The sequence below is a fragment of the Hyella patelloides LEGE 07179 genome, assembly GCF_900659865.1.
Taxonomy (GTDB): domain Bacteria; phylum Cyanobacteriota; class Cyanobacteriia; order Cyanobacteriales; family Xenococcaceae; genus Hyella; species Hyella patelloides.
In genome coordinates, this window is sequence record NZ_LR213936.1 from 1 (window position 1) to 14,855 (window position 14,855).

Sequence of the window (14,855 nt, forward strand, 5' to 3'; positions counted from 1 at the left end):
TGAAAATTTCAGGGGCGCAATGGAAACCAGAAAATGTATCGCAGGTTTTAAAACATCGATGTGCCTATCTTAACAATACCCTTTTGAAAAACTAATATTTTTGTTCTTACGTAATTGACTTGCTCCCATTTCTAGCAAACGTCAATTGAAATCAAAAGATACTTAATTGATATGATTCTTTCTTGATTTACGTAATTTAAATAGCAATTTCGATTTAGGCTTTGTTTATCAAGTTTTACTTTTATCGTTATCTTTATAGACTACTTTTACTTTTGAGTAAACTGGGATAAATATCCTAATCCTATGAATGAGGTTTTTATCTCAGGCTTAGACCAGAAAGGAAGCTAACAAACTCAATTTGTCTTGCCAATTGTCTTTGTAATTAAGCTCTATAACCTCGTAACCGAGATCGATTGACTCCTGACGCTTAATGCGATCGCGCTGTTGTTGTTCGGCAGAATCATGAACTGAGCCATCGCAGAAAATAGCTACTTTGTCTTTCTTGTAAAGAAAGTCTGGTTTACAGTTAGCTTCAGAAATTAATTCTTGGACTGAATCGGGTAGTTTTATTCCTCGTTGATATATTTCTTGCAATACTTCTCGCTCTAGAGAGGAATTAGGATCGGTTTGGGCTAAGAGCTTTTGGTAGCGAGCATCTCGTGATTTTGAACCAGATTCGATAGAGATCGCGCTAGTTTTTAGTTGGATGAGAAAATCGCGAATTAGATGACGATTGAGACGAGGATGATCGAATTGATTGCTATAAGAAAGTAAACACTGGTAGCAAGCTTGGGTGCAGCTATCTTTGGGTTCGGCAAAATGACAAATATCTAATGCCATTTGAGCGATCTTTGCCATTGACGCGCTATCTTCTAAAATCTGCGACAGCACTCCCGCTCCTCCTTCGGCAGACTCCCAGAATAAAATATGGTTTCTTTTACCAATCCGTTCTGAGGATAATTCATTGTTTTCTAGTTTGTACTGAGCTTGGATGGCTCTTTCTAAAGCATATTGAAAAGTAACAATAAAAGATTCGGTTTCTCGTTCGGGAAAAGCCAAGGGTTCAACAATTAGAATGTTGGAAGTGTTTTTAACCATTAAATTGATATTAGTATCTACTTCTCCTTGAGGTTGATAGTTATCATTACTAACCCAATCTCCCGAAGTCTTATCTAGTTTGAAACCTTTCTCCTTAGTTCTAGTCAAGCCTCGATTGATTCTAAGAATATCTGCTGTTTCTCCGTAGCTAAGACTGAGTAATTCTGTTTCATCTTCTGCGATCGCTTTAGCTTTTTGCTGTTTGTCTTCTGCATACTGAAAATGTGTAATTAAATCGTAGCCATATTTAAGCCTTTCTTCTTCGTCGCAGGTAATACGAAGAGATTTACGAGCGATCGCATTATCCATTTCTAAAACTTGGGTGATTTTAGCAGGATTTCCTTTCTCATCCTGAGTGAATTTTTGTCCGCAGTTAATACAGATATTGCGCTCATATTCTTGTCCCTTGTGAAAATATCCGCAATGATGACAGATAGCTATCTTATTGTAGACTATGCCTTTTACTGGGATGCGAGTTTTATTAACCTGATATTTATTACCTTCATAGTAAAGAATGTTGGTAGGTGCGAGTTCTCGAATAGCGATAGTTCTGGGACGAGCAATAAACTCTCCTTTATCTCCCGCTTTGATGTATGCTCTGATGGGAAGACGAGGAAAATTAAAACCAGGAAGGAATCCTTCGGAGGCGAAATAGCGGTAGGGATAAAAATCAAATTGACTCTTATTATTACCTTGAGATTGACCCACTAAAAGGTCTTTTTGGCGTTTGGCTTCTTTTTCAAGTGCTTCTGCTTGACTACGCTCCTGCGTGGTTGTCTTACCTTTACTGTGAAGATCGATATTTTCTCTAGCTGTTTTTAGCTGATTGTCTGCATCTTGATAAAGATTACGCCAGCGATCGCAAGCTCGGTCAAATTCATGGAAAGCATTATTGAGAGTCTGTTTTAACCAGTCTTGATTATACCAACTAACTTTTTGCAAATCTGTTTGACAGAAAGAGAATCAATTCTCAGTTGAATTTCACCTTTGTTGTTTTGCTTGAGATAACCACCATCTCGCAGGGTATTAATAATTGAATTTATTAGGTTTTGATATTCTGGTTCTGTAAGGGGAGTAGTTAAGTTCGACCAAGCGCGGTCAGGCTTCGCCTGCCTGCGAAGCAGACCGCTTTTAAGAAAACGTCCTATAGTTCCTCTACTGGTTAGTTTGACTTTGCTTTTACCTTTATTGTTACCAGCTTCTAAAGTCGCCCATCTAGCCTGATGAAGTCTTTCTTCGTAGTCGAATTTCCATTTATCGTTGAGAGCTTGAGCGACATTGCGTTTTAATTTATCTAGATGTTCGGGTTGGAGTAATTCCGCATCAATAGCTAATTGTTTGCGGAGATAATCTAAAAAAGTTTTGAGAGCAGTGTATTTTTCTGGAGCAGTAGCTCCTAATAAAACTTGATGAGGGTATTTTTGCCAAATAGTATGATTGCGACAAATATTTTCTAGATCGTCATATTCAATCTCTAATAAGCCACACTGTTCTAAATTGGGCTGAACGATGCGCCATCCTCGCCGTAAGTCTTCATAAAGACGATATTCAATTAATTGCTGAAAAACTTCTTCATTACGTTTTTTCCCTATACCGAACTCAGCTTGTTGTTGAGCATAATCACTCTGAGATAGTCCCATTTGCTGAACTACCATTGCTGCTAATTCTGAATGATTAAGTTATAGTCTTGACCACATTCACGACAAAATACTAAGGGAAATAATAAGCGATCGCCTGTAGTTTTATATTGTCCTTCTAAAGTTAAATATCTTTTTTCTTGAGATTCTAAAGTGGCATAGACGCTACCCCCTTGAGAGATAAATTGATGGAGTCGGAATGGTAATCCTTTTTCTATTCGGCTACTCCAAAAGAACATTTGTTTTAATGTATCCGAGCAGACTTGGGCATCAACGCCTGTAAATTTTGCTAGTTCTTGACTGCCAACAGAAAGAGGAATAGGAGTTTTACGGACTAAATTGCTCCCCTCGCCTTTTAGGAGAGGGGTTGGGGGAGAGGTTTCTTCATCTAATCCCAAGTTCATTTCAATCCATTTACTCAGGGGATGATTTAAAAACGCTTCGGGAGTCTGCTGTTTTTCTGTAGGTAAGCCATTTTTAAGAGCTTCAGTTAGTTCTGCTACTGTAGAATTGGCTCTCTTTATTGCTTGTTCTAGGGTTTCATCAATAATATTGCTGGGTTTAACCTCTACCCCAAAAAGTTTACTTGCTACTTCTGCGACTGTAGTTTTACGAGAAACGCGATCGCCTTCTGTGGACATGGTGGCGGATGTGCCAATACACAGTAGAGGAATATTATTACCTTGTTTGGCATTATGAGAAATTTGTCTTAGTTTACGAATTACTAATGCCACATCAGCACCCTGGCGACCTCGGTAAGTGTGCAACTCGTCTAGGACTAAATATTTAAGAATGGGAGATTTAATAAATTTTTCTTCATGAACGCGAGAAAGCATCAATTCCAGCATCACGTAGTTGGTTAGGAGAATTTGAGGCGGATTATTTTGGATATCGGATTTTTGAGAGAGACTTTCTTGTCCCGTATATCGAGCAACTCTAATCTGGGAATCCTTTCCCGATATTTTTTTAAATTCTTCTAAGCGATCAAAGATCGCTTCTTCTTGAGAATTAATCAAAGCATTCATTGGATAGACTAAAATTGCTCTGATTCCTTTAAGTTGAGGATTTTGTACGAGGTCGTTAATAATCGGCACTACATAAGAAAAACTTTTCCCCGAACCAGTGCCAGTAGTTACTACATAAGGTTCATCTTTGACCGCACAGCGAAAAGCTTGTTCTTGGTGATAGTAGAAATGAAAGTCAGGGAAATACTTTTTACACTCGGAATGTAGAGTACCATCGTGAATCAAAGCATCGATGTCAGCACCTTTTTTGTAAGCGGGATTAATTTGAATGAGAGGATCGCGCCAGAGATGTCCCCGATCTAATTCTTGTTTGACAAATTCGTCCACACGGCGATCGCGTATTTCTAAGAAACTTTCAATATAGTTACGATAATCACCAATTACTTCATCTCTAAGTTTGAAGATATCTAAAGCCTTATTTTCTGTTTTTTTGACTGGAGAAAGTTTGGGTTTGTGGTCACTTCTTCCATGTCGGCGGTCTAATAATTTACTAAATTGTTCGGCAACAGCAGTGCTAAAAGTATCAATATCAAAAACTTCTGCTAATTCTACAAAGTCCCAAGTATCGGGAATACAAGAAAAAAGCTGTGCAATTTGTTCTTCTGTAAGGAATTCAACCTCACTACAGTCGAGCGTCACCATACCTTGACCGATTAAAGTGCTGGTAGCTGCGATCGCGCTTTCGCCTTGTTGAATTAAATCTTTGTAGTATTGGTAGGTAAGAGAATCAACTGTAGCTACTTTAACTCCCAACTGTGATGGAGTTTTACCTAGCAGTTGTTCTAAAAGCTGTTCGGAATAGTTAACTAAAGCTTTGGTGTAGGTAGTAAACAGGATCGATGTATAACCAAGTTCTAGCAGCCTTTTAACGCGATACAAAGCCAGAGTAGATTTACCCGTACCAGCACCACCCTTAACTAAGATAGCTCCGTTATTATTGCCGAAATCGATTAGTTTTTCCTGTTCTGGGTCTAGTTTGAGTAAAAATGCTTCAATTTCTCCTTCTACAAACCGTTCTAAGTCCTCTGGTTTGGTTAGTTTGTATTCAGGCGATCGCTCTATTTCGGCTAAATCTCTGGGGAAACAGTTATCTAAAATACGACTAATTAGCCGATCTGGGATGGGTAAATCGAGGATATCATCAGAATGTTTTACCTTGAGTATTTTCTGCCGGTATTCTTGGGGAATTTGCCACTGTTGTAGGAGAGAAGAAGTGAATTTAAAAGGTAAGTCAGATTTAGTAGTGCTTTTACTCTTGTTATCTTCTGGTAATTCTTGCTTCTGGGATAAGATAGTTTTTTCTCGCTCTTTTTGTTCTACAGAGGATGGGATAGGCTGAAGATCGGAGCGAGAAATCTCTGGGACAGGATTGGGAGTAGTAAATTCTGGTATTTCTAATTCGTAAGTGCGATCGTCTCTTTTGCGAACGCTGAGAAGTTTAACCCAACCGCTACCAAAGCTATAAAACAGGCGATAATCACCAAGGCGAACCCGATAAATATTATTACCATAACCCTTAAGTTTTTTAGCATCTCCTTGAGCAGAGATCGGGTCTTGTTCGAGTATTTTGATTTTTTTAGTAACTTTCTTGCTGATACTTTTAGGGATATTTAGAAGTTCATTAATAAAAGTATCGGCAAAAGTAATTGTCCAAGTAGTCACGATAATTTAAATTATTTTTTATGTTTTATATTTCTAGTTTATTATTTAATGCCGAATAAAAACATCAGTAATTACCTCAAAAATACAATATTAATTGATGATTAAAAATAACATAAACGGATGTATTAAAGGTTAAATACAAATTGGTAAAACCTTAAATTTGCCAACAAGAATAATTTAAATATTTGTAACAAATTTAATTTTAAAGTTGAAATGTTGTGGTTAAAATCTTATTTAATTGCTGAATTTGATTGATTCCTAATTTACCAATACGTCTGGTAATTAAACGTCTTTCAAGAGTGACAATTCTTGATACTCGAACTTTAGAAGCAACTTTTAAACCTGTTCCTGAAAATTCAGGATCGGTTGTACTGATGCTAAACTCTTCTGGACTGAGACGAGTAACATTTTGCGATGAGATAAAACAGAGAGTAACGTCATTACCTCTGCTATCTACCCATAACACTACAGCAGGACGTAACTTAGTCGTACTTAAGTCTGTAAAGCGGTCAGACCCCGCGTCGGCGTAAGACGCAAGGGAACGCTGACCAAGACAGGGAAGGGGACGAGAACAATATCGCCTTTAGCTAGTGGCACTACACAGGTTCTCCATCTTTGAGGCTATAAATATCTGGTTCATCTTGCAAAAAATCAAAGGAATTACCAGCTTGTGCTAGTTGCATTAATTCTTTAGTTGATGATTCTGATTCGTCAACACCGCGATTGGATATGCTCTCTAGCCGAGAGCATCCCTCGCGGTCAAAAAAGAGCTTTTTTTCTAATAGAGTTCGTTCTTCTTGGGAAAGAGAGAGAATGACTTGTACTAATGAGTCAACTAATTTGGTATTCATTGATTTACCTTGATTTCATCAGTTTATATTGTACTAACTGTCTTTTGGAAAGATAGTCAGTCAATGATTTTATTCTATGGCTAGTTGGATAATTTTAAGATGTATCTGGTGCGTCATTTTCTAATGCTGGAATTGTAGTTCCCTGGCTGTGGTGAATTTTTTGATTTTTGACATAATTAACGGCTGTTTCTAGTTGCTTGCTACCCATAGAAAATACGCCATATCCTTGTTGCCAATAGAATTTATCTGAATTGCTCGCTAAGGTATTATTCCAATGATGAGAACTGCTACCTTTTATTTTTTTTACATATTGGGAAATCGATAAACTGGGTGGAATTGATGCGACAATATGAATATGATTTTCTGTCCCATTAATGTCATGGGTAATGCAGCCGAGATAATCAGCTTTGCCAATAATGTAGCCGTGTAATTTTGCTTCTAATTCTGGTTTTATGAGGGGCAAGCGTTGTTTTGTTGCCCAAACCAAATGATAATATAACCGCCAATATGACATGATAATTTTTGATTTTATGGATACCAGCGATTGAAATCGCCGTCTGATAGCTAATTTGCGTTGGAATAGATTGAAAATCTCGAAGCTCTGAGACAGAGAATTCATTCTCTGGCTATTTGGATATTTAGCGGGATAAATTCCAATTTATCCATTAATATCGGGAAATAAATTTCCCGTCTTAAAGCTAAAATTCATTTAAACAAATTAAAATTGATCGCCATCATCCAAACATCTTGTCCCAAGCCTCCAATACCAATCTTTGTGTCCGATATTCCCCATATTGGTTAATTTCTTTATTCTTCAATACTCGAAAAGTTTCGCTAGGAAAATCTTCGCCATAAACATCAGCAGGATCGAGAATGTAACGCAGTTCATCGCGGGTAAGTCCGTAAAGTTTGGCGTAATATGCGTCTAATTCTGCTCTTAATTTCGATTATGTTATTCATGACACCTAAGTTTTAAGAAGTTTTTGTGGGTTGGATAGCAATATAGTCGTTTCAATTAATTTCCTTACGTTGTTAAACATTGGTAAAAGGATGAAGGATGCCTATCACGGATACCGCTTCCCTAAAGGATGAAGGATGAAAAGTAGTACTGAGTAACTTGTGGTTTTTATTTGAAATTACTATACATCTCGTTTAAGGATTTGACAGAGGCTTTACTCACAAAGTATCCAATATATTCAGTTCTACTTTTTAAGGCTAATATTGCTTATTCGAGAAGTATTGGGTTGGATAGTAAAGAAAGTCAGCTTTCAGATCCTTTATTTTTGGTCATTCTTCTTTGAAATTTTTTGATTGTAGATTCTAAAAATGCTTTATAGTTTACTGCAAGATTGTTGCCAATGGCTTTCTTGAATAACTTCTTGAGGCTCTTCAGGAGGAGCGGTGGTTTCTGACATAAAGAAAATTTCTAAACTTTCTAATTGTTGATTTTTGGGATGATTTTTGTTCCACTGCTGACATAAATAATCACCATAATGGGGATATAACTTTTTACCAATGTTGCGATTGAGATTAATAAAGTAAGTACGCCATTGCATATTTTGATATAGTTGATTGCGCTGCTTAATAGTGGGTTTATCCCAACTTATATCGGAATCTTCTTGTAAAAGATTAACCTCTTTGCCATTTTTTAGTGTTCCTAGAATAACGTGCCAACCATCATCGCGAGGAGGATTAGGTGCGAAAATACTCCATGATTGATCTAATCTAGTTAACTCTCCTAGCCAACTGATACTTTGAGCAGTTCTACTTTTAGTAACACGCTTAACCATTTGGCTGGTTGCAGTTGGAGAATGATGAAAAATATGACTATCAGCAAAGCTAGCGAAATTCCAGAAGGTAACTAAACCTAAAATAAATAAGGTAAGGATGTTAAAAGTCCAGCCATGACGTACTTGAAAAGAATCATATTTAAAAGGCGCAGTCAACTTTCCTGCAATTGTGCGATTAGTTGCGATGGTTTCGTAAAATTTAGTACCGATCGCCATGAAAGGTTTTATTCTTAAAATGGGAGCTAGCCACCATAAAATAGGAGACAAACTAACTACATAAGCAATTCCTTGCCATTTAAAATATCTTTTGCCTTGCCAATCTTCGACTACCCAAGAGTTATATTTTTCCATATCAGCATAAACATCAGGATTTTCTTGAGCTACTAATAAAGGTGTTCCTGGTAAAATTAAAAATGTGCGCAGAAAATGAACTACTTTTTTACAAAAACCACAATCGCGATCGTAGTTTATTTTTAATCCTACTCTTTCTTTACTGTAGGTTTTTTTCTCTAGCCAATCCCAAACAGGAGAAGGAAGAAACGCTAACCAAGCAGCAACACATAAAACTGGAAAAACACCAATGGTAAAAGATAAGCCAAAACTAAGATGAAGGGAAATAAAAGCGACTATGGCAATACCGCGAAAAAAACTATTTTTAAACGGAATAAATAATAGTAAAGCACCCAGCCACTCAAACCATAATGCACCAAAAGTCATCGTAGGAAGTAAGGGCTTTAAACCAAGTAAAAACTGTCCAAAACCTGTAGCGTACTGATCGAAACTTAAAGCATAATAAACCGCACTACTTTCTTCTGACCATAAAGGGCTTTGATGCTTAAACCAAGCCGAAAACATATAGATATAACATAGCTGGAAAATAAACCCTACTGTGGCTCCAGAAACGACAAATTTAGGTAAAGGTTTACTAGAAGTATTTAACGCATTATCAACAGAATAATAAGCACCCAAAGGCAAAAACATCGCCCAAAATAAAATTGCTCTAAGGGCATCATCTCCTGCAAAAATTAAAGCAGGATTGCGATTGTGTAGCGAAATTATTAGCATCCAAGAAGCCATTGTCATCCAGCGAGTACGATAACCTATTAATAGTAAAACAGCTATTAATAGAGCAATTAAAAACAAGATTTGCTGGACAAAAGGCTGACCACTGATTAGGTGAACAGACCAATACCAAGGATTTAAAAGTTGATTAATTAAAACAGTACGATCTAAAACTCCCGCATCACTATAATGAGCCTCAATATCACCAAAACGAATCAGCAGATCGGCAATAATTACCAATGCCAAACCAATCCGAAAGATGGCAAGCGATCGCAAATCAAAAGCAAAGATATTCTTGATTTTAGATACTAGTTGATTTTTCATTACTAATATTAACTATCTCAAGTAACTTATTTGAAAGTTTATTTTAAAACGAATATATTTTTTTCTTAATTCTTAATTAGATAAGGAAATACAAACAAATTAACAATTATTATCTATCTTGTTTCATAGATCTAAATCTAACTCTTTAATAACTAATTAAAAGTCAGTCATCAGTCACCAATTTCCCACGGTATGCGGAAAGCGATTCGGATTACGGTAGTCTTGAGCATCCGAAATGTATATATATTTAAATTAAGAGTGTTGGAATAAGTTTGAGTTTAACTCAGTTGTAACTCAACCCACACTAAATTGAACAGAGCCAAATTATCAGACGATTACAACTTAATCGATCTTTAAAGTGTTAAAAGTTTGTAAACTAATATTGGTGACAATGCTTCAATACTGCCACATCTCCACCAGTAAACTTGTTAGAGGTAAACTTATGGATTCCGATCGAAAATTTATACTATTAGTCCTGGGAATTCCTCTAATCGGACTAATTTACTGTGGTTTGGGTATAACAGTTATGGCTTCTAGCATCGCCGTGAGAGAGCATCCCATAATTTCTGGAGCAATTTTTATCTTGTTACCATTTTCGATTGCTGTTTATATCTGGATTTCCGCCTCAGCAAAGGCTTATAAGAAATTTAGTATCAACAAAAAAAAGGAAGATAGAAATTGATGATGTTCCTAATTCTCCCCTTTCAATTATTAATAATTATAAAGTCTTACATTACATACCAAAAGTAAGTAACCATAGGAACTACCGTTGCTAAAACAAGCAAGACAATTACCCAAGTCCAAGCAAAACCAGCATCAGTATCTTCTGCTTTGGTAAAAGTGCCTTCTACTTGAATATTTTCTTCAATTATAGGAGGACCAGGATCCACTTCTCCAGAAAGCACTGCTACTAAGCGAACGCTAGCATCCAATAAAGCTTGATTATACTTATTACCCGTACGCAGATTATAACCTACAGTGTCTTGAATAATACTGGTGGCAATTTCTGGCTCAACTAGCTTAGCTGCTTCTTCTCCTGTACGAATTGCAGTGGTATTGGTCAAGGTGTCCATCACCAAAAGGGTTTGATTAGCTTGTGCTTCTACATCAGGATACCAAGAAGTAAAAAGTTCATCCGCCAAACTATTAATGGTTTCCCCATAATCTAAACGGCGAATCGCTACCATTCTAATTTCTTGACCAGTTTCGGTTGCCAATTCTTCAAACTGATTGCTTAATTTACCTTGAGTAGCTAAACTAACTTCTTTTGCTTGATCGACAACCCAAATGTCCTCTGTATTAGGGCTAGGTAGGTCATAGACCCCTGTTGCTAGGGCAGGAAATACCAAACCAAAGCTCAACAGGGCGATCGCAAATACTGATATAAGTAGATTTTTGAGGTGAAACTGAGACGGCTCAATTCTGGATAAATCTTGTTTCATTTTTAGTGCTGTAAATCTCAATTGATATCAAAATTTTATAAGAAAGTTATAATACCTTAAGTATTTCTGTCTTAATTCTTGGCAAAAGGTAGACTTTATGGCTTATGTATTCTACCTCTTCTTTACTTTATTTAATTAAATGAACTTTTTTAACGCTGAGAAGCAATCCACAGATTATATGCTCCTTTCTTGCTTACAATATAACCTTAAGTTTTTCTATATGCTTGAGCATTTAAATAAGTAAGGAATCATTCAATTATGCCCGAAAAATCTACTGAGGTAATTAAGCCCTATAATGGCGATCCTTTTGTGGGACATTTAGCAACTCCGATCTCCGCATCTGATTTCACTAAAACCTTTATTGGTAATTTGCCAGCTTACCGTAAAGGGGTTGCTCCTATCCTTCGTGGGTTAGAAGTAGGAATGGCTCATGGCTATTTTCTCATAGGACCTTGGGTTCTTTTAGGACCTTTAAGAGATTCTGATTTTGCTAGCCTTGGTGGTTTGATCTCAGGTTTAGCTATGGTTTTGATTGCTACAGCCTGTCTATCAGCTTATGGAATCGTTTCCTTCCAAGGAAAACCAACCAACAGCGAGGATACTTTACAATCTTCCGAAGGTTGGAGTCAATTTGCAGCTGGTTTCTTTGTTGGTGGTATGGGTGGTGCCTTCGCTGCCCACTTCCTAATACAAAATTTTGATGTGGTAGATAGCATCTTAAGAGGAACGGTCAATTTCTAACCAATCATTTAATTTAACGGTAATCATTTTTTTGGTAAAATTCACGCTTTAAATAGGAGAATCAAATTATGACAGGTGCTTACGCAGCTTCTTTCTTGCCTTGGATCTTAATTCCTGTAGTTTGTTGGTTAATGCCCGCAGTAGTTATGGGTCTTTTGTTTTTTTACATTGAAGGTGAAGCTTAAATTTAGTATCAATCAATACTGAAATTTTTGTTGTTGCCGACAATTTTTTCCCTAGTTATTCTTATACCTCTCCTTGTAGGGTGGGGTATTTTTATTTATAGAAATAGCAACTAGCAAGTAATATAGCCGTACAAAGTTGAGTTAGGACAGAGTCAATTTGATTGCTCGTAAGTAATAAGTAATAAGTAATGAGTAATGAGTGTCCTAACGTAAGCTCGTATTGCTATAATACCAATTCTGTCTATTGACACTGCCCAATAAATATCCAGAGACGTATCATGATACGTCTCGGAGTGGATTTAACAATTTCATCTATAAACTGGATACGTAATTCGGATTTGGTATGAGTAGCAACTAACCATTGACAACTAATTCAAAACTTCTTTTAATTGATGCTGCTGCCATAGAGACTGATATAAGCCTTGTTGAGTAATTAATTCTTCATGAGTGCCTTTTTGGACAATTTTCCCTCGATCCATCACAAAAATGCGATCTGCGGTGGCAGCAGCCGATAATTGATGAGAAATAAAAATGACAGTACGTTTATTTTTTTCAGGAGACAGGTTATTTAAAATTTGCGTCGCAGTTTTGTTATCTACACTAGAAAGAGCATCATCTAAAATTAAAATTGGCGCATCAATTAATAAAGCTCTAGATAAAGATGTCCGTTGTCTTTGTCCGCCAGAAAGAGTAATTCCTCGCTCTCCTACAATAGTTTCATATTGCTTTGGGAAATTAGCTATTTCAGGATGAATTTGTGCTTGTTTAGCAGCATATTCCACATCAAAAGTTTCGCTTAAGGGTTCACCGTAACGGATGTTATTTTTAATGGTGGTACTGAATAAAAAGCTATCTTGAGGAACATAGGCGATCGCTTTTCTCAAATCTTTGAGAGATAATTGAGTAACATCGTAACCATCAATAAATAATTGCCCAGGCTCAATATTTAGTAAACGAGGGATAGTATTGGCTAAAGTAGATTTTCCCGCACCAATTTTACCCACTATGGCAATAGTTTCGCCCGATCTAATCGTAAAGTTAAGATGATTTAACGCGGGAATTTTACTGTCAGGATAGCTAAATGTTAAATCACGAGCCGTAATTTTTCCTGTAATATTATCATTGTCTTCTAATGTAATTGCATGAGGATCGTCTTGAATTTTGGCTCCCTCGTGGAGAATCGCTTCTACCCGATCGATACTGACTTCTCCTCTTTGGTATGCTGTAATCGTAAAACCAAGCAAAGCAGTGGGAAAAACTAATCTTTCGACAAATAAGATTAACGCCACAAAATCCCCGACAGTAATCTCACCGCGAGAAATAGCTGCTGTACCTAACCACAATAAAACCAACAGACTAATGTAAGAAATTCCCTCTACGATGGGAAACAGTAAATTTCTGGTTCTGGCTAACTTGAGATTAGCATCTAATAATCTTTGATTGCGTTGCCCAAAAGCCTTTCTTTCTTGATTTTCTTGGGCGTAGATTTTAATCGGAGAAATCCCACTCATGTCTTCTTGTACTAATTCACTAAGATCGGAAAGACTCTCTTGTACTTCGGTTTGGCAATCGCGCAATTTCCCGCTAAATAATTGTACTGTAATAATCATCAAGGGATAAACAGCGATCGCAATCAAAGTTAACCTGACATTAATCCCCAACATTGCAGGTAAAGTTAAGCCATAAGCAAACACAATATTGGCTACACTTAGTACAGAAAAACCAACCAAACGACGTACATTATCCACATCGCTAGTCGCACGGTTAATTAGATCGCCAGAAGTATTCTTCGCAAAATAACCAGGCTCTAAAGTCAATAAATGCTGAAAAATGCGTTGTTTAAGATCGAATTCTACTTGTCTTCCTGCACCAAAGATAGAAACTCGCGAAAACATCCGAATTCCCCACATCAAAGACGAGAGAACAAATAGTATTAGAGCATAGCGTGACAACTCAGAAAAATTAAAATCAGTTTTTAATTGGTCAATACTATCTCTAATTAGTAAGGGGATATAAACTCCGACAGCATTAACTACCAAGAGTGCCGAGATCCCAGAAGATACCATACGCCAATAAGGACGTAGGTAATTTATAAGTCTTTTTATACGTGAATTTGCCATGTTAACTAATGTAACAAGTTATCGTCCTATCGATCTGATTCCTATAACGTCTGATATATATAAGTTGCTTTTTGTTGGTGGTTAACGGGTAGAGTATAGGGACACTTCGCCTCACCAATCAAATACTGTTTAGAGAAAGTGCTTAATTAAGTCTGCTTGCTGTTTGATAAAGTCTTGAGGAGTAATTCCAGATTTTAGTTCTAGTATGCTGCTTAAAAGATTTAGATTATCTTGAGTAATCAGCTTTTGCACCCCGATCAATAACCGAGACAGCTTCGCACAGTCTGAAGGATTTTTAAACTCAGACTTAATCTTGATTTTGAGCGTTTTTCCTTCAGTATCAGCAATAACCTGAGCAAATCGGCGATAACGACCATAGCTGTCAAATAAATACTCAAAATTAAGCTCTAGCTTTTCCGTTTTTTGCTCTCCAAATTGCCCCACCAACAGCTTAGTCTCACCGATTGTTAAATACATAATTCAGTTATCACCTTAATTATCTATCAATTATCGGTCATAATATATTACTCATGACTTACCAATTACTGATTCCTTTATCCTTTCTCCTCTTCTTTAATCAATCCACTCAACTTTATCTTGAATAGGATCGCGACGACTAGAAGTAGCAGGGCGATCGCTATATCCTAAATAAAGATATCCTAAGCAGAGGTCTTTTTGACCTAAATTCAAAAAGTCTTTTAATTCTTCAGTATAAGTAACACCACCAGAACCCCAAAAGCTACAAATACCATAAGCACTTGCAGTTAGGGCCATATTTTGCACACTACAAGCCACCGCTTCAATCTCTTCAATTCTCGGTATTTTCTCGGATAACTGCCGTTCCATACAGATAACAACTACGTGAGAAGACTGAAGAATATTTGTTCTCATTCGCTCATGTTTTTCTGTTTTAAACTT

General features: G+C 36.8%; 12 protein-coding genes and 3 pseudogenes. 3 read left to right on the forward strand and 12 right to left on the reverse strand.

Annotated features, from left to right (window positions below):
• Nucleotides 1-327: 327 nt before the first annotated feature.
• The 8 genes and pseudogenes from H1P_RS22020 to H1P_RS22055 all read right to left on the reverse strand — a co-directional run bounded on the left by H1P_RS22020 (nt 328) and on the right by H1P_RS22055 (nt 9,449).
• Nucleotides 328-2,040 carry a DUF1998 domain-containing protein gene (locus tag H1P_RS22020; protein ID WP_222427169.1) on the reverse strand — a complete coding sequence of 571 codons (1,713 nt, stop codon included), beginning with the start codon at nt 2,038-2,040 and terminating at the stop codon, nt 328-330.
• On the reverse strand, nt 2,004-2,753 hold the full coding sequence (locus tag H1P_RS22025; RefSeq protein WP_144871378.1) for a hypothetical protein: 750 nt from the start codon (nt 2,751-2,753) through the stop codon (nt 2,004-2,006). The genes H1P_RS22020 and H1P_RS22025 overlap by 37 nt, the downstream gene beginning before the upstream one ends.
• 5 nt (nt 2,754-2,758) lie before the next feature.
• Nucleotides 2,759-5,422, reverse strand: a complete 2,664-nt coding sequence (locus H1P_RS22030) for a DEAD/DEAH box helicase (protein ID WP_186376080.1) — start codon at nt 5,420-5,422, stop codon at nt 2,759-2,761.
• Between the two features lie 202 nt (nt 5,423-5,624).
• Nucleotides 5,625-6,019 (reverse strand): annotated as a pseudogene (locus H1P_RS22035) (type II toxin-antitoxin system PemK/MazF family toxin).
• Entirely contained in the window at nt 6,019-6,273 is a 255-nt protein-coding gene (locus H1P_RS22040) for a hypothetical protein (protein ID WP_144871382.1), read from the reverse strand. Before H1P_RS22040 ends, H1P_RS22035 begins: the two are co-directional and overlap by 1 nt.
• Nucleotides 6,274-6,367: 94 nt before the next feature.
• Complete coding sequence (gene tnpA, locus H1P_RS22045) at nt 6,368-6,787, reverse strand: IS200/IS605 family transposase (RefSeq protein ID WP_144871384.1); 420 nt, start codon at nt 6,785-6,787, stop codon at nt 6,368-6,370.
• A 220-nt stretch (nt 6,788-7,007) separates the two neighbouring features.
• Nucleotides 7,008-7,214: pseudogene (locus H1P_RS39935) on the reverse strand (restriction endonuclease); the annotation flags it as partial.
• Nucleotides 7,215-7,604: 390 nt separating this feature from the next.
• Entirely contained in the window at nt 7,605-9,449 is a 1,845-nt protein-coding gene (locus H1P_RS22055) for a DCC1-like thiol-disulfide oxidoreductase family protein (RefSeq protein ID WP_144871386.1), read from the reverse strand.
• A 442-nt stretch (nt 9,450-9,891) separates the two neighbouring features.
• On the opposite strand from H1P_RS22055, the gene H1P_RS22060 reads away from it, so the two are divergent.
• Nucleotides 9,892-10,131, forward strand: coding sequence for a hypothetical protein (locus H1P_RS22060; RefSeq protein WP_144871388.1), 240 nt, complete (start codon nt 9,892-9,894; stop codon nt 10,129-10,131).
• 46 nt (nt 10,132-10,177) lie between these two features.
• Here the strand turns inward: H1P_RS22060 and psb32 are convergent, their stop codons facing one another.
• Nucleotides 10,178-10,891: a photosystem II repair protein Psb32 gene (gene psb32, locus H1P_RS22065; RefSeq protein WP_144871390.1), complete on the reverse strand. Its 714-nt coding sequence runs from the start codon at nt 10,889-10,891 to the stop codon at nt 10,178-10,180.
• A 258-nt stretch (nt 10,892-11,149) separates the two neighbouring features.
• Here psb32 and H1P_RS22070 point away from each other — a divergent pair, with 258 nt between their 5' ends.
• Nucleotides 11,150-11,632 (forward strand): photosystem I reaction center protein subunit XI, encoded by a 483-nt coding sequence (locus H1P_RS22070; protein ID WP_144871392.1) that lies wholly within the window; start codon nt 11,150-11,152, stop codon nt 11,630-11,632.
• Between the two features lie 68 nt (nt 11,633-11,700).
• Nucleotides 11,701-11,817, forward strand: a complete 117-nt coding sequence (locus H1P_RS22075; RefSeq protein WP_144871395.1) for a photosystem I reaction center subunit VIII — start codon at nt 11,701-11,703, stop codon at nt 11,815-11,817.
• Nucleotides 11,818-12,185: 368 nt separating this feature from the next.
• Here the strand turns inward: H1P_RS22075 and H1P_RS22080 are convergent, their stop codons facing one another.
• The 3 genes and pseudogenes from H1P_RS22080 to H1P_RS22090 all read right to left on the reverse strand — a co-directional run.
• Nucleotides 12,186-13,937: an ABC transporter ATP-binding protein gene (locus tag H1P_RS22080; protein ID WP_144871396.1), complete on the reverse strand. Its 1,752-nt coding sequence runs from the start codon at nt 13,935-13,937 to the stop codon at nt 12,186-12,188.
• A gap of 129 nt (nt 13,938-14,066) precedes the next feature.
• Nucleotides 14,067-14,414: a hypothetical protein gene (locus H1P_RS22085; protein ID WP_144871398.1), complete on the reverse strand. Its 348-nt coding sequence runs from the start codon at nt 14,412-14,414 to the stop codon at nt 14,067-14,069.
• A gap of 96 nt (nt 14,415-14,510) precedes the next feature.
• Nucleotides 14,511-14,855, reverse strand: a pseudogene (locus H1P_RS22090) (nitroreductase family protein); the annotation flags it as partial.